Origin of the sequence: Sutcliffiella horikoshii (assembly GCF_019931755.1) — a bacterium.
Classification (GTDB): Bacteria; Bacillota; Bacilli; order Bacillales; family Bacillaceae_I; genus Sutcliffiella_A; species Sutcliffiella_A horikoshii_E.
This window is the reverse complement of the sequence record NZ_CP082918.1, coordinates 588,238-609,471: the sequence shown is the minus strand read 5'-3', so window position 1 is coordinate 609,471 and position 21,234 is coordinate 588,238. Positions and strand designations below refer to the sequence as shown.

The window sequence follows — 21,234 nt, the reverse complement described above, 5'->3', positions numbered from 1 at the left end:
TAGGTCACCTTTGTTAAGCCGTTACAACTAGGTGATGTTGCTTTCTGCACAGGCAAACGCATCAGCCCTACTAACTGGGGGTTACGGAGCTCAATCCCTTCAACCATATTGGCTTACGGCCTGCAATCTAACTGTCTACGCTTAAAGGCAGTGGTTACCCACTACCCTCCAAGACTCGCTACGAGTGGATGGCTAATCCTTTCTCGGCGGGAATCCCACCCGCTATATGTCACGACCTAGGCTCGGTCGCTCTGCCTGTCCCCTCGGCTCCCCCTCGATTCTTCCCTCCCATGCTAAAAGCCTCATTTATCGAGTTTTACACAATATTTACACAATTCTCAAACCTCCTGTTGTACGCTATTTATGTAACGAAGCAACCATGAGGAGGAGAAACGGTTTGAATCAATTAAACAAAAAAGTTAGAGGCTTATTTATTTTCCTATTTGCTTTTACCCTTGCATGCTCCCACGCCGTACCTGATAAAATGAGCGCTGCAGGTTCCGGTACTTGGACCTCTCCGTTTACTGTCAGTCAAGCAAACTCCAATCAGAACGGTTCTACTAAGACTGTCGAAGGCTATGTAGTGGGACAACCGACCGCTACCAATACAGTGGTTACGAGCAATTTTCCTAACGACTACGCATTAGCGTTGGCCGACAGCCCGTCTGAAACAAGCACATCCAATATGATTTATGTTCAAATTCCTTCTTCCTTCCGTTCAGAGTTTGGATTGAAGAGCAACCCAGACCTAATGGGAGAAAAGCTGAAGGTCACTGGTTCTTTAACAGCTTACTTCTCTCATTCAGGTGTCAAAAATGCTTCTGCTTTTGAGGTAGTGGATGGAGGACAAACGGACCCTACTGATCCCACGGACCCACCACCAAGCTACGATGAGTATTACAGTTCTGCAGAAGGAAAAACAGGATCCGCATTGAAAACAGCGCTGCATAACATCATCGACGATCACCAGACACTCTCCTATGCTGCCGTGTGGGATGCGTTGCGCAATACAGATGAAGACCCAGCAAACGCCAACAATGTTCTTTTACTATATTCCGGCCGTTCTCAATCCAAGACCACAAACGGGGGCGGAGTAGACGACTGGAACCGCGAGCACGTTTGGGCAAAATCCCATGGTGACTTCGGTACCACACAAGGCCCTGGCACAGACCTTCACCATCTGCGCCCTACGGATGTGACGGTAAACTCCTCCAGAGGAAACCTGGACTTTGATAACGGCGGAAGCCAGCATGCTGAAGCACCAGGAAACTATTATGACAATGATTCCTGGGAGCCGCGTGATGAAGTAAAAGGCGACGTAGCACGCATGATTTTCTATATGGCGGTTCGCTATGAAGGAGACAGCGGGGAGCTAGATTTAGAGCTTAATAACAACGTAAACAACGGCAGTGCCCCATACCACGGCAAACTGTCCGTCCTGCTGCAATGGCACGCCGAAGACCCAGTGGATGCAAGAGAAATCCGCCGCAACAATATCATTTTCGAAAACTACCAAGGAAATCGCAACCCATTCATCGACCACCCGGAATTTGCGGAGATGATTTGGTAGGACGGGTTGAGGGGACAGGCACGGCGACCCACCGATAGTTTGAAGCACTATTTCATAGAAAAGAAAAAACCATCTCATGTTTCTCCACGAGATGGTTTTTTTGCATGCCCCTTAAAAAGGGAAAGCACCCACAGGAAAATTCTTGAACTCACGCATCTGCTTCCTTTATGCTTAATAAGGGGGAGATTTTTAATGAAAGAATGGATAGGGACATTAAACATATCACAACTGTTAATTGGTAGTATTCTATTATTAGGATTAGTAAACATCCTCAACATCGTGATATATCGAAAATACCGAAACCAACCGAAAGTAGATACAGGTACGGCACTTATCTACCACAAACTTAGCACTCGCAGAAAATTGATTCGCAACTTGTGGACGATGCCAATTTTTTTAGGTTTATTGCTACTCATAATGTACTTGACTGATCACGTGAGTCCTTTTGGGTTTGTCGTATTCGGCGGTGTAACCATTTTCATGGCAGTAGATTGTATTCGTCTATATCGTAGATGGCAACAGGAAAAAAGGGAAGCCAACTAATACTTTCTATTAGCTTATATAAAAAAGGCTTGAGGCCAATTAACCTCAAACCTAATTCTCTACTTATCTTAAATACTTTACTCACCATCCAAAGTAGAAATGTATTCTTTCACCACTTCATACACATATCCTTGGTTGGCTGCTGCTGTTTCCGGGTTGTATTTGCCTCCGTTAACCTTGTTATTGGAGAGTATTCTTATGCCTAAAAATGCGATATCATACGCGCCCGCGATTTGAGCAGCTGCGGCTCCTTCCATTTCTTCTACGGATGTGCCGTATTTTTCATGGAACCATTTGATTCGATCTACTTCATTATTCCACACATCTGCAGAGCCGATTGTCCCCTGAACAATTTTCCCTTCCGTGTATGTATCTATTACGGCATTGGCAGCTGCTAGCAACTCTTTATCTCCCTCATAATAACGAATCTTTTCGGCATTAGGATCTTCACCTGCACTTCCCTCAGAAGCCATCAAGTCCATCGGTTTCCATACAGTTGGATCAATTCCTTGGTTTTCATCCTTATCTGCTGTTTTTAATGAACCAAGGTTGGTCGTTCTTTCCCCTAAGACGATATCAAATACGTTTAGATCTGCATCATGTCCGCCTGATGTTCCTTGGTTGATGATGGCAATCGGATTGTATCTCTCAATGGCAACAGCAGTAGCTGCTGCAGTATTCTCCATCCCTTTACCCGTTTTTGCAACGATAACCGGATAGTTATCTAAAGTCCCTATGTAAAATACAAACGAACCTGATTTTTCTTCCTTTAAGTTCTCAAGTCTATCTGCAAATTTTTCCGCTTCAATTGGCATCGGCCCTTGAACCATGATTGGCCTTTGCGTTTCCTTTTCCTTACCTGCTACTGATTGAGTCTCAGAACTGCAGCCTGCAAATACCGACACTAACAGTACTGCAATCAATATTAATGAAGCGAACTTTCTTACCATAATGTTTTTCATACGTGTAATCTCTCCTAAGTAGTATTTTCTTGCTGCTCTGGTCAAAAGAAAAAGGCCTAGAAAATAGAATAATTTCTACCCTCTACACCTACGAGTTCAAGTATAAATAACGACGCAGACATGTAGCCCTGCCTCAAAAGTTGGAACCAGCAAATAAGCTGTTCCTCCATATACTTTAAATCGTAGTCCAGTTCTTTCACGGGAACCGGGTAGAGACACTCAGACCATATTACCGAGTATATACGAGTAAATATATTTAATTTTACTACTTTCCTAATATAACAAACGAACATGTGACCATCAACCAAAATACGAATATTAATTAAAATAAACTATATATATGTTCGTTTTTTGGAGATTTCATTAATAGAAATGAAGTTATTTTCTCTACCCCTCCCTCCAAATTACATTTTTACACAAAAAAGCTTGAGGATCATGACCCTCAAGCAAAACATAATTATAAAAATAATCTGCCCTTATGATTGTTTTAGTCTAGTAATATCACAATTATCTATTGAGAACTTCTCTAAAAATTCCAAAGCCTTTTGAGTCACCACTAATTCTCCTTTTAGCGATAAAGAGAATTGATGTCCTGACCAGTTTTTAAAGCTCTCCCCTTCAATTTCTACTGTTCCAAGTGGAATAAATCTAGTAAAAGAAGGTAGCTCTTTGTTAGGATACAATTCCTTAAATTCATCAGAGGTTGTTATTAAACAATCTTCAAGCTTATAGTCCCTAAATTCGCTCTTTAATAGTTCAATTTTGAGATTATTAGAAATTATGAAGGTAGGTGTTGACTCTATAAGGTCGTCTCCTAGCCAGCCTTCAAACTCATAATGCAAAAATTCAACCTGACCGGATATGCCATCTTTTTTTACATTTTCTTCTGTTCCATATATTGTTTGTTCACCATGGCCACCAGAAACTTCTGGTTCCAGAAAATACAACACCATTAATAATCTACTCCTTTACATACTACCTTTTTAAAGGCGGATTAAAGCTTTTCCCATATTTTTTATCTAATTCAATCATGTAATTAATCATATCTTCTTTGGTAGGATTAGGGTGATTTCTATAAAAACGGTTCCAATCTTTTCTTATCTTAGACAAGTGAATATCACTATTTATCTCTTTGGGTATCCCTCTTAGGTTCTCTAAGGCATGAATTTCTTCAAGTGAAAAAAGATTTGGATATTTCTTAAGAACTTGTTGTTCAATTGCATGATGAACAATTACACTACCTTCAAGTTCAGGGTATTTATCGAAAAATGTTTTTCTATAATTTTTAATATCTTTATTCGTACCCTTACCCGCTTCAACCTCAATCCTATCAATAATATCCTTTTTATTATCTTCAAGTTTTCTATTAATATTAGCACTATCAATTGTATTATAAGGTCCCCCAGCAAGTGATAGTTGCGATTGGTTGTTAGGAAGGAGGAAATCCTTCATGAGTTCACGCACTTTATTGATCCCTGAAGCTTTAAGGCCTGCGGCAGTGCCTTTGATCGCTGCTTGTTGGGTCTTAATGGCGCCTTTCACTGAATTAGAGAAGTCTTTTAGTTTGGCTTTCTGACTTTCTATCATCAGTTGCACTTTATGCTGCATTTGTCTTCCGGGACCGCCTCCCAGTTTCCCTAGCTTTCCGGCTTTCGCTATCTTTGGTATGGAGGTAATCCCTTTCCCTCCCGCCACGGTAGCAAGAGCGTAGCCAAACCATTCTCCACGAGTCTCCGCAGTTCCGTAAACAACTTGATCATTAAATGAATCTATTAATGATTGCCCTATTTCCAGAAGTATTCCGGGGTCGTCCGCAACAGCTGCCACAAAATCTACTGTTTCAATAATTACTTCATCTGGTTCGGTTAGAACTCTTCCTGCAAATTCTACCGTTTCCTTGACGACAGCAAATCCACCTTTTAGAAGTCCTTTAGTAAAATCTACACCAGATTCCACTACACCTTTAGGATCCGGCCTCGCACAACTCGGGTTCACCCACTTATCAAACGCTACTGGGTGCCCCACCGAATAAAACACTCCAAGCTCCGGATAGTGCTGACTATTCCACCGCTCCATAACCGTCTGATTATACAGCCGTGTCTGCAACTTCCCGTATGCCTCCAAATCCTGAAGCATGACCGGCGAAAAGCTCTTCATGTTTATCTTACCAGATTCAAACTGCTGGTTCATTTCCTCTATGTAACGCTTGATTAGAGTTAAGTCCTCGACCAGAGCAGTGAACGACTGGGTTTGTTGGTGATCGAACTGGTGTAGCTTGTCCACTGTTTGCCGTGCTGACTGTTTGGCTTGCTGCATGCCTTCGTGGAACTGGTGATCCTGCAACCGCGGCAGATGCACGATGTCACTGACACTCCTGAGTTGGGCGTTCGTCTCCCCTGTCAGCTCGGCCACCATTCGGTTGATTTGATACAAGCCGTCCTCTAGTTCACTCGACAGGAAGGATTCATCGATAAATCCGCGGGAATCACCCTCCAGCCCGTCCATCTCAAATTGAAGCTGTTGAAGCTAAGAACTGCAAAAATGGAAGATGCGCGTATTCATAAAATCGTCTAATCGCGCTGGCACCCTTACCGCGATAGGAATCCTTTGAGGCGACAAAAGATCGTATACTATTTTCCACGCCATTTAATTGTTTTTCTAATTGCGACAGTTGCTGGGTCATCCCTCGTATTCCCTCATGCAGTGATGACACATCTAACACCTTCATCATTCCCCTCCTCTCGCTAATATTTTACAAATACTGTATATGCATAACTATCACGTTTCGACCTATTTGCAGAAATTCCTGCATAGAATGGCAAAATGAGAGAATTGACCTATATAGAAAGGAGCTATTTTAAGAGAATATGTCGTCTGCCCTGTATTTCAAAAAGGGTTTCCCACCTCTATGTAGAATAGTTCCCTTATTGGGACCACAAAGGAGGAAAATCAATGAACCGCTTAAATATCATTACACTCGGTACAAAGGACATCATGAAGGCACATCAATTTTACAAAGAGTTAGGCTTCGAAACATCCATCAGAGGACCAGAATCCGCTCCGGCCATTATCTTTTTCAAGAATGATGGCACAAGAATCGCGCTTTATCCAATAGATGAATTAGCGAAAGACGTGAATGAGCAGCAACCTCCTGAGAGCGGAAGAGGTTTCCCAGGAATCACCCTGGCTTATAATACAAAATCCATAGATGAAGTGGACGAAGTCATGAAGAAAGCGGAGTCAGCAGGAGCGACCATTCAGAAAAAGCCACAGAAAACAGACTGGGGTGGATATAGCGGTTACTTTACCGATCTTGACGGGTACTATTGGGAAGTTGCTTATGGAGAGTTTTGGAAATTTGATCAATCGAATATGTTGGTGATTGAGGATGTGTGAAGACTATAAGTGAAACCTATGAAACAATCAAAAGCTACAGGGGAATGCCTGTAGCTTCAATTAAACTAAGACGTCCCTTAGCATATAGTAGTATATTAGTTTAATGATATGAAAATTTTTGCAGCCCATTTAAACAATGCTTCCATTCCTAACAATATTATTGGAAATGTAATTGGGAAGCTTAGTCCTACGACTTTATAAAACCGCCTCTTATTTTTATATGATTTTATATTTTTTTGATATTCGATAAACAATTCCTCATTTTTATTAATACCTTCATCTTCTTTTTCAGTGCTTTTTTCAATAGTTGCAGCAACCTCTTCATTTGTTAAATCGTGCTTCTCATTTGTATTTTTCCGCTTCACCTTCAATTCTCTTTTTGAATTACTTACAATTGTAATCCAGTAATCGACATCCTCGTGATTTTCCACTCTCACTAATATATTTTCATACTTCCTTTGAAGTTTTTTTAATTCTTCTAAACTTTGTACTTTTATTATTAGTGCCCGTTCAATGTCATTTAACAGTTTCCCTAACTCTAATTGACTATTCTCCATTCTATAAGCGCGTTCTTGTAAGTTTATAATAGATATGTACATGGAAAAAAAGGTCAAGGTAATTGACGCAACTAAAAGCATGTTTGATAATAAATAACTAATTTCTTGTTCACCATCTACGCCAAACCTTATAAACCAAATTGATAAGCCAGCTATTAACACAGAATAATAAACACTAACCTTTTGATAATAAGTGTGATCTTCTCTGAGTCTTTTAGAAGCATTTAGTCTCGAAACTCTTGTTAGGTTTACTTTTCTTTTTAGCTCTTGCAACAACTTAAATAGATCTTCCTGTTCGCATTCTAATGCACTCTGTTGTTTATAATTACATTGGTTTCCATTATCCATATTAATCTCCCTTATTTTTTCGGTTAACTCTCTTGCTTTACATCAAGTTTATAATTTCTTTCCCCAGCTCCTGAAATCTCCTTTATTTCCTCAACCATCCTCCCCCTAACCTGCTCCAACTCCCTAACATCCACTTCCCCCACCGCTTCCTCACTATAAAAATCCCCAAACCATTGCCCCTTATATCTAGGCACCACATGCATATGATAATGAGTCAGATCATTAAACACCCCACCATTTTGGTTAATGGTAATGCCGTCCGGTTGGTAGAGGCACTTCAACGCTTTGGATATTAAAATAGAAGCTTTCATAATGGCATTTGCGGTCTCCTCATCGAGTTCGTCGACATCTAGGAAATGTTGTTTCGGCAAGATTAAGGTATGTCCCTCATTAAACGGGTCGTGGTCTAGGAAACATATGACATAGTCATCTTCGTAGACCATATAGATGTTTTCGCTTTTGTTGGCTAATCGGCAGCCTAGGCAGTCTTCATGTGCCACTTTTCTCACCCCTTCACATTCAAAATAAACCCTTTATCCCCCAACCCCTTACTAAAATACTCCCCCGCCAAAATCCCATAAATCGCACAATCCTTATACTGACCTTTGGAATTCCGGATCATATCTCTCACAATCCCCTCTTGCACCATCCCTGCCTTGCTCATGATGCGCCCGGACGCTGGGTTGTCGGTGTTGTGTGCAGCTGCAATCTTATGAAGATTCATGTGCCGAAAGCCAAATTCGATCACGGCTCGCAACGCTTCCGTGCCATACCCCTGATTCCACCACCGGTAACCGAGGGAATAACTCACTTCGCAATTTCCGGTTGCCTCATCAAAGTCATACAAATCAATCTCGCCAATTAGCTCTCCACTACCCTTCAACTTCACTGCCCAATAACAAAAATCTTCCTTCTCATATTGCGACACAATACCCGCCACTCTCTCCACCGTTTGTGAAACATCTGTATGCGCCGCACTCACTCGATTGTCTGTCACCCGCTCATCTGAAATCCAGTGATCAAACACCTTCTGGGCATCACTGAGCTCAAACTTTTCCAGGATTAATCGATTTGTTTCTAGCTTTGGTGTTCCGATATATGTAATCACTATGCACCTCTTTAGTGGACCGAAGATTACTAATCCCTACTATTCTATATTTCACATTTCGACACAACTTGCATAAATCCTGTTTTTTCCTTTTCATAAAAAGAGAGGAATAGCCTAATAGACCATTCCCCATTCCTCTTGTTCTAATCTGTATACAACCAAGAGCTTTTACCACTCTTGCCATCTTTTTCACCACTATACGCAAACACACTTACATAGTCTGTCAATGTTTGTGAAGGGAAAAAGCATACTCCTTCTTATCTTTACGGAGGAATTAACCATAGGTTTTCCACATTCGTTTCGATGTACTGTTCAGCAATCATTGTTTAACTTATAAACCTTTTCAGAAAAATGACGATTAATTAAGATTACCTAACTTGTGGTATGATTAACCGTTGTTATCTAAGAGGCAAAACGGCATTGGTAAAAGTACTTACCGAGGTTTATGGTTAAACCGCCATTAATTTTATTAGAATGTTTCCACACTCAACATGCCTTGAGAGGTAAGAATAGTTATCAAAATCGAATTTTTATGCCCCATTTCTATTAATGGTCGTGTTTGGGAACAAATCAACATAGAAAGTATTCATCAATTTCATCTTCATTTTTGAGAATACTTTTCTCTGGGATTCCTACTGACTTCGCTAAATTAATAGAAGAAACAAATCTTAGCTGAACATTGATATTGAAGTCAAACGAGTATTGCTGGAATTCCCCGAGTTTAAGATATTTATTCAAAAGCTCTTCAAGTTTTACTAGGAATTCTTTGTCCAATTTATCAACAAATGCATTAATTTTTTCTTGATAAAGATTAATAACTTCTATTTCGCGTTTGCTTAGGACTCCTTTTCCAAGACTTAGTGCTGTGGTTGCAACGATTGAGCCAACTAAAGCACCCACAACTGGAAATGGTATAACTGCTTGCCCTATAGCAGCACCAATAGCAGCACCTGTTGCATCAATGGCATTTAGTGTTACTAAATCAATAAATCCATCGCTATCAACATCACCTTTTCTAAATTTGACAATGGCATTACTTAACCCAAAAGTTCCTGAAGTAATTGCACCAGCACTTGGTGCAGCAAGGTGACAAACGTTGGTTAATCCATATATTGCATATCCAGAAATTCCACCTTTAATAGCACCTTTAGCTGTACTGAGTCCGCACTCTTTCCAATCTTCCATATCAAAATCCCAGACTTCTTTTCCATCTTTATGCTTTTGATAGACAAAGATCCCTAGATTGAACCCACCTTGTACTGTTGCACCTATTCCAGCAACTTTAGATGCTTCTCCGAAACTTGGCTGTGCTTCTTGATGGGCTCTTAATCTATCGCTATCCGCTTCTTTTTTAATATCAGATTTTTTTTGAGCAGTTTGATTATTTATGTCATTTACTTCCCTTGATAACGTCTGGTCAATTGTTCCTTTTTGAACTTCTTTATATTCAAGAACTGATGATTCCAACCATTTATCATAAAAAACGCCACGAAGAGCACTCTCACTTTCAATGGCTTTTCTAATATTATTGATTTGGGAGTTAGACAAGATATTTCCATTAAACTCTACAGATTTTGCTCCGCTCATAATTTTTTCAATGACGTCCACATGGTCCTTTGGAAAAATAATACCCATTTTATTATAATTGGAAGCTTGCTTAATCTCTTTTAAGATATTTGCATAAAACTTCATTTGCACTTCTTTGCCTCGAAGTAGAATATCTGCAGGTCCATTATCATTTAATAGGACTACACTTTTCTGTAGTCCTTGATAAATATCTCTTGCATTTCTTATACCCGTTTCAGCAAGCTCTGAAATAAAACCATGTAGTCCAGTATCTCCACCACGATTATTTTTGATAAGATTATCGATTTCTGTTTTCGCCCAATCTAGATTTGATAATGCATTTGCTGATTTAGTAGCTAAGTCTGATAATTTAACTGTTTCACTAGTAAGAATTGAGTCTAATGTATTCATCAGATCTGTTAATCGGATAGTATTTAAATAATCGACATATGATGCAATCCCTTGTTCAACATTATTATCAATAGTCTTTTCACTAAGCATCTAATTTTAGCTCCATATTGATTAGTTGTGCCAAAGTTAAAGTTGAATTCACAAGCAATCCAGCTCGTAGTTTTTCATCTTTGGTGAATTGACTATAATCACTCCCAATCAAAGTTTTCTCTGCCTTAGACACTCCAGTAATTTGAGTGTTGGTAGTTTCCACCAAAGCCTTGACTTCTGAGTTCATATTGTTAAATTTTCTAATTATTTTCTCGAGATTTTCTCTCTCAGCAATTAGCTTTTCCGCAGTTTTTTTGTTTTTATGACTGGCATACAAGCCTGAACCAACCGAACCTGCAAGCATAACACCAGCAATTGTCCAACCTACTGGTCCTGCTAGTGCGAGGAATGCACTACCTGCACCCACTCCACCACCACCCGCTGCTAATGCACCACCACCAAGCCATGCCAATGCAGCATTAGTCGCAGCGGCTCCTGATAAAGTCGAGATAGCAGTACCTGTTGATGCAACACCAAAAGTAGTGGCAATGCCCATTGCTGCTGTTGGACCCATAGTCGCTACAGCAACTCCAAGAGCACTTAAAGTTGCACCCGCTCCAGAACCTCCAGCAGCTGCTTTAGCTTCAACTTCTGCCTTTTTAATTTCTTGTTGTTTTGTCTTAAAATTCTCCACTTCAATTTCAATTTTTTTAAGTGTTACTTTGAATTCCTTGGGAGTGTTTGCTAATTTATTTATTCGTTCTTCTATAAATTTTACAAGTTTTAAAGCTTTTTCACGCTCTTTATAAAGAACATTCGTATTTTCACCTAAACCATTGGCGACTTTTTCATAACGTTCTACCGCTGCATTATAATTGTCGATTGCATTTTTTCTTAACTTTGCATTAAACATGGGATTACCTTCCCTCATAGTTTATTACTGTAGTAGAATTTTAATCTTCTTTGCTTGAGTCAAGCTTAAGAACCTCATCTATAAACCAATATGTAGTTGCCCCTTTTATCGGCACAATATCATTCTGCTCAAAATACTCTTTCAATAAGCTAAGCTGTACAATCTCTTATCCTATTTTTTGCTGCCTCAAGTAAGGCACCCTCGCCATATGCAGAATCTAATATTGATTGTATTTTGCATAATATATTCGATGAGGATTGGTAAAACCCTCTTATATGGTTAATTTTTCTTTATAATTCCATAAAATCCCTATACTTTAAATAAAATTCTTCACAAAATTTTCTAAAGTAGAATATTTTATTTTGCATAGTATACGTCTACTAAGTAATACAATGAATAATCTATGAAGTGGTAAACAGTCTGTCAATCTGTGTTGCACTTACTCATTAGGTGATAATATTATGTCAGTAGAGGTACATTTCAATATGACAGTAAGCACTTTAAATTTATTTCCCGTTACAAACTAAGCATTCATCAACATTCGTTACTGACACTGCATCTTTTTATCACTAAACCAGTAGTAAGAGCCATTTTCCTCATGGTTATCTACCACCTTTGTAGTAAAACTCTTTAAATCTACTAGTAGGTTTATCAGTAATTACGATGTATCCTTCACCAGCATCTTTCAACTTTTCAAAATTCAACACATTACTCCTCCCTAAAACAAATTTAATTGCTGATCTTCCGCAGACTTAACACCTGATAGAATAGAGTACGAGCAATTATCCAGACTTTTAGAAGTTAGTTTAAGTACGCCTTTCTCTACTAGAACATTCATCAATAACTGAACATCCATGTAAATTTTCGGCTTCTTATTTGTTGCATACATTTCGCTATTGGCACCATAGTTATTCATTAACTCCCAGCAGATAGCGAGCGTGCTTATATCGTCAGAATTCCACTTGTTAATAATGTCTCTTACAGCATCTTGATGTTTCCTGGGAAGGGAGAGTCTCATTTTTTTGAAGTCTACTGATTTCATGTTGCGATTAGGTACAGGGAGAGGTTGCTCTGTTTGTTCTTTTTCACTAGGTTCATATGAGTTTTCTTGCCTTACTTTACTTAAGATATTTTCTGTAGGAATACGTTTTATATCCTTTAATCTCTTCTGTTGCTTGAATCTTTTAGCTTGCTCATTATCTTCGCGCTCTGCCAAACTTATGCGTTACACCAGTTATTGTGTTAGATACAATATATTGCCTCCTAAGCTTTCTCCCACATTCGCATTGCAATCCTGCCGCGCTCCAATCTGGTCCTGCATCGATATAATCTATTAACTCCCAATTACTCGCTGTATCCTCAGCACCCTCTCCACTTTTCGTTTCGGCTTTCCACTTAGCAATAAGGTTAGAGAATTGCGTCCTCTTTCCTCGCTTCATAAAGTGCACGATAAACTCTTTTTGAGGTTCTGATAAAGTTTCCAACAAGGAATCACGTTCTGATTGTGAAAGCATTCATTCCCCTCCTGTGTTTCGAATTTCCACATTAAAAACACTGCAACGTAAACCTCACCCGATCAAACCGCTTCTCCATCAAGTCCTCTTTCTCCATACAGAAGTACAGCATGCCGCTATCTCCCCACATGACATCTGCCAGTTCCTCATCCGAATCAATCTGGAACAAGAGCACCGGATCCTTTCCATCTTCAAAAAGCTCCTCCAACACATCATCCTGAATATTCAACGGCGCGCCCAACATATAATGAGCCGGCACCACTTTGCCATCCCTGTCCTCTGGCTGCACTAGCTCCTGACGGAAATCAAAGTAATTCGCTTCTTCATCATCATCTGCAAAATCCAGATTCTCAGGACTTTCCGGCAATGTCACTATATTCTCAAACGAAAGTTGGAACGCCGGAAACGCAACAAAATCCGTCCTACTACTCGGACTTTCCTTCCTCTCCAAGCCTCCTAAATCTCCATCATAATAAAGCACCTTAAAGCATCCCTCATCTCCATCAAATCCCCAAGGCTGCTCCAATGCCTCATAAAATAAATACAATATACCGCTCTCAGGCAACAAATTATCTTTGTCATAAGGCTTGGCTTCAGACAAATTGACTTGAAGCATAAAAGTAAGATAGTTGTCTTCATAACAAGGGAACTCCCAACCAGCAGGAAAGTCTGGGGAGCCGCCTAATTTGGCTTTCAACACGATTCCTCCTCACTATTATTCTCTCAATCTACTTTCAACAACTTCCTACTTATTCCTGTTAATAGATTAATTCTAGTACTAACAAATATTAAGCTTTAATGAGGAATAAGGCGGTGACAGCGCTGTCACCAACCTTGTTTAAATATAACCGTAGCTTACTAACTTATCCTTAATAAATTCCAATTCAGACTCTGTGAAAAATCGTTGATAGCGTTCGTTTTCGTAAATTAACGCTTCCACTGTTAAATCCAGTCTTTTTAATTCCCAAAGTTTAGTAAACCCATCAGAAGGTACATTAGAAAGCACCAATTTCTTAGTTATAGTTATTGAATCCTCATTACTAGATAGCATTTGCAAAAATCTAGATGCGTTATAATTGCATTCTAGCTTAGCAGTCTTGTAAATGTTAAGAAGGTCACACCTCAACTCTTCTTTAACTTTCATTAATAGCCCTCCTTACAAAATTAAACTTTTGGTACAACATACTTTGAGAGTCGAATACCCTTACTTACTTCAGTCGAGTATGAAGGTTTTAATCCGGATAGTTTTACAATTTCAGTAGCCTTGTAGTTACTCTTTATAATATAATCAGCATACTTTACTCCAAAAAGATGAATATTGGCCACTTGTTCACCTTCTGGGGCACTTGTATACATTTCGTAAAGAATCTTAGACAGTTCATTTTTATTCATAAATTATTTCTCCCCATAATTTTTATTAATTAGCCAATCCATCTCTCCGCTTTTTCAATGTTTTATAAAGCAACGTTTCTAGGCCTGGCCTAGTGATCATAACTACCTTCAAAGAACTGCATAAGGTTGAGATGTGGTTTATTCATGTTACTCAAATCCTTCCTTGTTCATGGAGTTGAAAAGATTAAGACGACCATTTAATATTCTTCCTAACTTAAGATTCTACAAAAATCTTCAACATCCTTTATTTTCCACAACAAAAGACATGCATAACATCTCTTTTTGGAAAACTATTAAACCAATACCTCTTCTCCACTCTCCAACAACGGTGTCTCCACCCCGACACCTAACTCCCTCAACATCTTCGCAATAGTTAACATCGCACTCTTCGGATTTATCTTCGTCTCTATGTAGTAGGTCTCACCTGTATGTATAGATTCGTAGGTGTGCATAGACGCAAACTTCTTCCTGTCTTTATGAATGGGTTGTAATGCGAATGCAAATCGTTTTCCATTGTTGCCACCACCTAGGATAATGCCTTCTTCCAATTGTTCTCGTAGGGGCAAGTTTTGCTCTTCCATCCAACGTAAAGTCCTCTTGAAAAGGTCAGGAACTTTGTCTGCAACAATAACAAACTCATCATTGTTATGTTTCACAATGACTCTAAGTTCATCCCATCTCTTATAAATGTTTCGCTGAAATGGATTGGCAAAATTCCATGTCTCTTCTATATCATTCTCTTCATCCAGAATCCACTTAATGGTTCTAAACACTTCCCCGTAAGTATCGTTAACAACGCTCTTCACATAGTTTCTTTCTTCACTTTCGTCTTCTGCTGCTATTTTCGTGACGGCTTTAAATACATCTTCAAAGCGATCATATAGGGAACGAACTAACACACGCTCTTCTTCAATAGTAGCAAGCTTCTCACGTTTCCCTTTATAAGGCATACGTAAAGCGTCCAAATATTGTTGGATAATTGGCTTTGCGAACGCATTTAAATCGGGATTTTCTAGGCAAGGCATTAAGACGATGTCCACTAATTGCTGATAGTCAATTCCAATCCACTCAGAGCTTCCGAACGTTTCTTGATTGCTTTCCTTGATTTGACTCTTTGGAACCAAAGCTACCAACAAATACTGCTCATCCTTAAAAGTCTCCTCGAACTTTCGCAAGTACTTGTTACATTGTTTTACGTCCACTCGTGCATACACCTTTTGCTCCACTGCAAGAATTAACTTTTTCACTTGGGTAGGGTCTGTATCATCCACTATATTCACCTTAAAAAAGACATCTAGTCTTCCCTTATCATCACTGCCTGCTGTTTCCTCCAATGCATCCAGCTCCATGATATTCAGCTTATTAATATCTTTTTCCGCTACTACCTCTGGGTCTCTGAACTGCTTCATATTCAGCATGGCAATATCGGTAATTTCATCAATGTCAGCATCCGCTGAGTCAGCTACAGCCATCAGAAACCGCTGAAAAGGATAATAACCAAGATTATGGCGTTCTGTAGGGTCCAATAACCAAGACAGGAATCTTGAATGCCAAGTTTCCAAATGAGTGGCACCAGCTACATGAAAGACATTCGGTCGATTAATGAGGAACTTTAACGCGACAAAATCTTTATCCATTGTTAATTCATATAGCATTCTCTTAAGTGATTTCATAATGCGCACCTGCTAATTATGTATTTTAAAAAACTTTCTCTGAAGAATAAAAAAGCAAGCAACAAAAAACATATCTGGTTTTCTGTTGCTTACTTTCAACTAATTCATGAACTCTGCATTAACTTACTTGTGTTGAAATAATAACTCAAATACTGCAGAAATATTGGCTTTAACTCTTCTTTTTCTAACACTGGAGACATAACGACTGGGTAGCTCTTATTAAATTCAAAGATTACACGTCGTCCAACACGTTCATCTTTGCCTAGGTCGTCCCGATCGGTGATTTTTGCCTTCAGGACTTTGGACAACTGCAGTTCGTCAATGATATCTAGGATATTTAGCAAAAATTGATCATTTCGGAAGATCTCATACTTAATAATGTAATTGTACAAGTCTAGGTTATCGACAAGCAAAGAGTAATAACGTTCTCTTTGTGCAGGGTCCGTTACGCGATCATTGATATACTGTGCACCAAGTACACATTTGTAAATATAGTTCTCCCAGTCAAATTTCTTTAATACTATATTGTTAAAATGACTAAGGCTTTCAGTAATCTTAGGGTATGTCTCTAAAAGATAGTCTCTTTTGGTTATAAGTAAAGAATGCCAAAAGACTTCATTTAGATGGATATCGCGATCGGTATCAAGATAGTCATCTGTTAGCACCTTAAATGCTTCTAAAAACAATTCTTTCCGTTCTGCTTCACTGCCTTGTGCCATATAGATAGGGAAATCTGGTGCCTTATCCAGATGTATTACTTCGGAAGTAAAGTACTCTTCCTTCAGCTGCAATTGATCTTCAAGGAAGTCTTTATAAAATTGCTCATTGTCTTTATATCCTTTTTCTAGTAATCTAACTTCCACTTGAAATTAACCCCTTTACTACTGTTGTGTACTTTTCAATCATGCGGTCAGAAATTGCATAGATTACTTCATCAATCGTGTCTATACCTAGTTCCTCGACCATCTTTTTTCTCATTAAATGGTAAAGCTTTAAATCTAAAGGATTGGCCGGAGGATCTATTTCTAATAAGTCTACATATTCATTGTCTTCTCCGTTATTAACAATGAACCTATGAAGGGCCATATGCATACCCGTGTAGACATATGGATTGTTCAGTGTATTACTCTTAGGCAAATTATTAAATTGGAACTCTTCATTTCTATATTGAATAACAATGGTTTCGTGGCTCAGTTCAATCTTAATGGCTGATTTTAATGCTGGATTCAACTTCTTTTCAAACAGTTCCAATGGTTTTGTAGTGCTACCTTCAAACATAACAACATTGGAGAATCCTAAAATAGAATGTTTAGGTACAACTAATTCGTCCTTAAATTTATCATAGAAGGTGCTTAGATCTTCGTTGTTTCTAAAAGAAACATCTTCCGTTGATTGAATATGCATCTGAATGGAAGTACGGCTACTAATGGAGATTCGTGATTTTAATATTTTTATAGAAGACTGTGCCATACTTACTTTAAAGAACTTATTATCTTTTGACTGAATAATTAATATGAGTTGCGCTCGGCCTTCTCTTAATAGTTTATTGATAAATGCTGAGTCAATTTCGTATTTATAGTTGAATTGGTAGTGGTGCACATTTTCGTGCAATTCTACATCTAATATAAATTGGCTTGAAGCATAACTATTAGACTTATTCGTTAATACAGGATAGGGGAAATTTGCGTCTTTTTTATAGATCATGTTACACCTCGATGTAATAAACAAATTTTAGTGATTTGTTAAAGTTATCATTTAATTCTAATTGCAGCTCAGAAACACCTTGGCGGATTTTCACATCTTTAATAACGTTATTGTTCACCTTGTACTGAGTGCCCGAGTATGGATCTGCAATAGAGCTGTAGTTTCCTAGTAAGTTGAATTCATCAGGATACTCTACACCCATTCCATCAATAATTGATAGGGAGATATCACAAGCCGTTTCGTCTTTGATTAGCTCACTTTTAGTAAAATCGAATTTAACCAACTCTCTTTTACCTAAAATAAGTCGCTCTACCATTTCAGGGTTAGCGCTATACTTTGTGCTTTTCTGTTCTTCCGACTCTGTACCTTTTTCTTCTCTTTTCTTACGTTTCAAAGGATCACGTTTTTTTTCAGGCTTTTCCTTCTCAGTGTTTTCCCCGCGTTTCTTCTTCGCCTTTTTAGGAACTACTGTTGATGCCTTTACCACTGATTTACCTTTATTGATCATAACGGTACCTAGACTATCCGATAAGTCATTCTTAAATTGAGTTTCCACCACATAGAGAATATCTTCTGTATTCATTACACCGTCAGTTGGATTATTCTCTTTGATAGCTTCTTCAATAATTTTAGCCATTTCTTTAGACAGGTTATTTATAAAACGCTTAGCACGTTTTTGTAGTTTCGGATCTTTAATGTGTTCCCATGATAGTTCTGTATGAGATTCGTTTTCAAGCGACTTTATATATGCATCCTCATCTGCACCACCAATTAGAACAGCATTGTATGGTTTATTAGCATTGGAAGCCACTTTGAAGTCTTCTATCTTCATTCCTATAGTTCTAACAATGGCGACACGCCCTTTAGGAATTTGCTCATCGTAATGGAAGTAAAGATTAAAGTTATAATCTCTGACACTATCTGAGACCTTCAAACTTCTTGGCTTTTGATTTTGATAAGTTTCTACGTATAACGGGGTAAATATTTTTTTCGCTTCCGTAATATCCTGTTCATAATATTTAGGATCTTTTACATAATCCAATATCGTTTCGCGAGTAATAATTTCTTTGTTAACCAACACTTCTAGCTTCCCTTCTAAAATAGAAACAAAGAAGCTGTCACAAATACTTTTCACAATTTCTGTTTCGTTATCATACTCTTCTCTTAGGAAAGGAATAATGATTTTTAGCCCGCGCGTATTCTTTTCAAATACAGGATGAAAATTGTTTTCATACGGATAAAACTTGGACTTATTGTCTTCTAATCTTTCGATATCTGTAAAATAACCCGTGGATCGATAGCATTGATCGTCATATACATGCTCAATAAGTTGAACAGTCCCTCCCAAATGCTTATCACCATATTCATCACAGTTGGCAAAATACATCAGATGTAAATCGGATGCTGCATTGGAGGCTATCTTACCAACCCCATGTGATCCTCCACGAGATGTTTCCACTTGGGAATCTGCTTCCTCAAAGTGCACTCCTTTGTTATATGCGTATATTCCCCACGTATCACGTGCAGAATTGCTTTGGCCATTTTTCGCACCTGTTAATCCTCTAGTATTAGAGTCTTCAAAGGAAATGTATCTCACTTCATCTTGATTGATTTTATTAATCATATGTTGAATGGTTTCTTTCGTATAACTATTTCTGCCTTGCAAACACTTTATTCTATCAATTACATCATTGATCCCAGGTATATCTTCTTTCTTTATACTACCTGTTTCTATTTTCAAACGAACTGGTCCTTCGTATCCAAGTAAGCGACCGTCCATCGAGTTTTGTGTATTTTCACGAGTTAGACCGGTCACACGCATATTATAAAATCGCTCTAATATTTTATTAAAATTTGATTCTTCTATATTAGGAATCGGGGAAAATTTCCACAATGGCTCCTTAGGTTGCTGTTTAAACATGATAAGCTCCTCTTCTACTAATATCTGTATTTTCACCTGTTAACATTTTACATCATCTTGCTATTTTTGTGAATTCACTCTAAATCTAGTAAAAAAAGATTACCCAATTTGGCAATCTTCTTTATTTTTTGATAAATTTTTATATAGTTTATAATCATAACCAACTTATTATGTAAGTTGCCATTTTGCAGGTAATAGTACACCCAATTTTTTACTAGACACTTACACCTCCCCCCTTTTCTCTTCCTTTTCAGCTATATACGAGATAATGTACCTGTCACTTCAGCTCCTTGTTTCTCCTTTAATTGTATAAACAAATTTTCAATTGTTAATGTGCCTACGTTTTTGTATTTTGCAAGACTTACGAGTTCTTTAGGTAATTGACCCACAGTATAAATTTCATTCTGGTTAAGTTGCTTTATAAGACTAGGTATGCCGCTAAATTCCTGGGTTGTAAGTGAGATCTTAGATAACTCTTCTGTAACAACTATAAAATCTGTTTTGTAGAAAAACAGGAGTTCTCCACGCCGATTATTTTCAATTTTTCTTCTTGTTATTTCTTCTTGGACAAATAATGCGAGTTCTTCAAAGAACGTTTTGTCATTCTTTTCGTTATACCGTTTTACATGTTTATGCAAATCGATGAGACTATTAGGTAATTCACTCATGAACCTAGCTTGCTGGACTTCTCCTAACCTAATGAGAAAAGTTTCAGATTTATGAAATCTTTGTGGCAGCAAGAATGTATCTCTAAGAAAATAAGGAATGTCTAGGTGCTTGTCGAAGTATTTTATTCTTCTGATTGCAGCATATCCTGATAAACTAGAATCGTAGTTTATGTCAGTTGTAGTAACAGCAACTTCTGCTTGCGTCTCTGGTGAAGATAATTTTTCTTCTAGTGATTTCAAGCGATCCAAAAGTTCAGCTAAATCTAAGGGCTCATCTCGAAGTTGAGACGGTTCTTGATATTCCGGAACCGATAAATCTAATGGACCATAACTTTCTACATACCATTTAACAATTTTGTAAAGAGCTTCCCAACATAGCAACGATTCAGAATATCGGAACACCCTTGTATCATGCGCTGCCTCATTTCCTACTTTACGAACATGATGTAAAGCATCTACTATACTAGGAACAAGGTATCCTTGATGAGAAAGTGTATTAATCCGTTCTAATATACTCATATTTAAAGAGTCTGTGAGTTTTTCAATCTTCATTAGGTTCTTCAGTATGTTCTCAATTAAAACTCTGGAGTGAGTCAACATAGTACGGGGGCTTGAGAAAACACTATGCTCAAGTTCTTTTGCTAACAAGGCCAGTTCCTTGGAAAGCGGTTCAAGGAATATATAATAATATTTTTGGTTATTCAAGGGGATCCCTCCAAATTTAAAAATTATCAAGTTATAAAAGCTCTATGTATACACCACATATAGTTCCTTTACCAAATGACCTATAAATATGATTAATTTTATGATGGTCAAAACTCCATTTTTAGAAGTGATTATTAAATACATATAGCTATATTATAAAGTTTCTTTTGAATTGAAAGTTAATAAATTTTTATAGAATAAAGAAATGTTTTGAAGAAGTCATATTTAACAATGTTACCAGCAAGTGTTAGAA

General features: G+C 38.1%; 20 protein-coding genes, 1 pseudogene and 1 riboswitch. Of the genes and pseudogenes, 3 read left to right on the top strand and 18 right to left on the bottom strand.

What is annotated here, in order from left to right:
* Positions 1-484 precede the first annotated feature (484 nt).
* Positions 485-1,570: an endonuclease gene (locus tag K7887_RS03295; RefSeq protein WP_223493569.1), complete on the top strand. Its 1,086-nt coding sequence runs from the start codon at positions 485-487 to the stop codon at positions 1,568-1,570.
* 192 nt (positions 1,571-1,762) lie between these two features.
* The gene (locus K7887_RS03290) at positions 1,763-2,113 is read left to right on the top strand and encodes a hypothetical protein (protein ID WP_223492166.1); all 351 of its coding nucleotides are present in this window, start codon (positions 1,763-1,765) and stop codon (positions 2,111-2,113) included.
* A gap of 77 nt (positions 2,114-2,190) precedes the next feature.
* On the opposite strand, the gene K7887_RS03285 is transcribed toward K7887_RS03290, so the two are convergent.
* The 3 genes and pseudogenes from K7887_RS03285 to K7887_RS03275 form a co-directional block, all read right to left on the bottom strand.
* Positions 2,191-3,075 (bottom strand): 5'-methylthioadenosine/S-adenosylhomocysteine nucleosidase, encoded by an 885-nt coding sequence (locus tag K7887_RS03285; protein WP_223492165.1) that lies wholly within the window; start codon positions 3,073-3,075, stop codon positions 2,191-2,193.
* A 163-nt stretch (positions 3,076-3,238) separates the two neighbouring features.
* A riboswitch (purine riboswitch) is annotated at positions 3,239-3,341 on the bottom strand.
* Between the two features lie 210 nt (positions 3,342-3,551).
* Positions 3,552-4,028: a hypothetical protein gene (locus tag K7887_RS03280; protein ID WP_223492164.1), complete on the bottom strand. Its 477-nt coding sequence runs from the start codon at positions 4,026-4,028 to the stop codon at positions 3,552-3,554.
* 22 nt (positions 4,029-4,050) lie between these two features.
* Positions 4,051-5,758 (bottom strand): annotated as a pseudogene (locus tag K7887_RS03275) (LXG domain-containing protein).
* A 269-nt stretch (positions 5,759-6,027) separates the two neighbouring features.
* Here K7887_RS03275 and K7887_RS03270 point away from each other — a divergent pair.
* On the top strand, positions 6,028-6,471 hold the full coding sequence (locus K7887_RS03270) for a VOC family protein (RefSeq protein ID WP_223492163.1): 444 nt from the start codon (positions 6,028-6,030) through the stop codon (positions 6,469-6,471).
* A gap of 95 nt (positions 6,472-6,566) precedes the next feature.
* On the opposite strand, the gene K7887_RS03265 is transcribed toward K7887_RS03270, so the two are convergent.
* From K7887_RS03265 to K7887_RS03195, 15 genes are all read right to left on the bottom strand, one after another.
* Positions 6,567-7,376 carry an SLATT domain-containing protein gene (locus K7887_RS03265; protein WP_223492162.1) on the bottom strand — a complete coding sequence of 270 codons (810 nt, stop codon included), beginning with the start codon at positions 7,374-7,376 and terminating at the stop codon, positions 6,567-6,569.
* 23 nt (positions 7,377-7,399) lie between these two features.
* On the bottom strand, positions 7,400-7,819 hold the full coding sequence (locus tag K7887_RS03260; protein ID WP_399209656.1) for an HIT family protein: 420 nt from the start codon (positions 7,817-7,819) through the stop codon (positions 7,400-7,402).
* A 62-nt stretch (positions 7,820-7,881) separates the two neighbouring features.
* Positions 7,882-8,484, bottom strand: coding sequence for a GNAT family N-acetyltransferase (locus K7887_RS03255; protein ID WP_223492160.1), 603 nt, complete (start codon positions 8,482-8,484; stop codon positions 7,882-7,884).
* Positions 8,485-9,054: 570 nt separating this feature from the next.
* Entirely contained in the window at positions 9,055-10,551 is a 1,497-nt protein-coding gene (locus K7887_RS03250) for a hypothetical protein (RefSeq protein ID WP_223492159.1), read from the bottom strand.
* Complete coding sequence (locus tag K7887_RS03245; protein ID WP_223492158.1) at positions 10,544-11,404, bottom strand: hypothetical protein; 861 nt, start codon at positions 11,402-11,404, stop codon at positions 10,544-10,546. The genes K7887_RS03250 and K7887_RS03245 overlap by 8 nt, the downstream gene beginning before the upstream one ends.
* A 718-nt stretch (positions 11,405-12,122) precedes the next feature.
* Positions 12,123-12,620 (bottom strand): DUF3895 domain-containing protein, encoded by a 498-nt coding sequence (locus K7887_RS03240; protein WP_223492157.1) that lies wholly within the window; start codon positions 12,618-12,620, stop codon positions 12,123-12,125.
* Positions 12,601-12,918 (bottom strand): hypothetical protein, encoded by a 318-nt coding sequence (locus K7887_RS03235; protein WP_223492156.1) that lies wholly within the window; start codon positions 12,916-12,918, stop codon positions 12,601-12,603. The genes K7887_RS03240 and K7887_RS03235 overlap by 20 nt, the downstream gene beginning before the upstream one ends.
* Before the next feature lie 31 nt (positions 12,919-12,949).
* Positions 12,950-13,615, bottom strand: coding sequence for a YwqG family protein (locus tag K7887_RS03230; protein ID WP_223492155.1), 666 nt, complete (start codon positions 13,613-13,615; stop codon positions 12,950-12,952).
* Positions 13,616-13,756: 141 nt separating this feature from the next.
* On the bottom strand, positions 13,757-14,062 hold the full coding sequence (locus K7887_RS03225; protein ID WP_223492154.1) for a hypothetical protein: 306 nt from the start codon (positions 14,060-14,062) through the stop codon (positions 13,757-13,759).
* Positions 14,063-14,082: 20 nt separating this feature from the next.
* Positions 14,083-14,310, bottom strand: a complete 228-nt coding sequence (locus K7887_RS03220) for an HTH-like domain-containing protein (protein ID WP_223492153.1) — start codon at positions 14,308-14,310, stop codon at positions 14,083-14,085.
* A gap of 293 nt (positions 14,311-14,603) precedes the next feature.
* Complete coding sequence (locus K7887_RS03215; RefSeq protein ID WP_223492152.1) at positions 14,604-15,983, bottom strand: PD-(D/E)XK nuclease family protein; 1,380 nt, start codon at positions 15,981-15,983, stop codon at positions 14,604-14,606.
* A 104-nt stretch (positions 15,984-16,087) separates the two neighbouring features.
* Positions 16,088-16,846, bottom strand: a complete 759-nt coding sequence (locus tag K7887_RS03210; RefSeq protein WP_223492151.1) for a hypothetical protein — start codon at positions 16,844-16,846, stop codon at positions 16,088-16,090.
* Positions 16,836-17,687: a hypothetical protein gene (locus K7887_RS03205; protein WP_223492150.1), complete on the bottom strand. Its 852-nt coding sequence runs from the start codon at positions 17,685-17,687 to the stop codon at positions 16,836-16,838. The genes K7887_RS03210 and K7887_RS03205 overlap by 11 nt, the downstream gene beginning before the upstream one ends.
* 1 nt (position 17,688) lies before the next feature.
* Positions 17,689-19,608 (bottom strand): hypothetical protein, encoded by a 1,920-nt coding sequence (locus K7887_RS03200; RefSeq protein ID WP_223492149.1) that lies wholly within the window; start codon positions 19,606-19,608, stop codon positions 17,689-17,691.
* A 254-nt stretch (positions 19,609-19,862) separates the two neighbouring features.
* Positions 19,863-20,981 (bottom strand): DUF4145 domain-containing protein, encoded by a 1,119-nt coding sequence (locus K7887_RS03195; RefSeq protein WP_223492148.1) that lies wholly within the window; start codon positions 20,979-20,981, stop codon positions 19,863-19,865.
* Positions 20,982-21,234 lie beyond the last annotated feature (253 nt).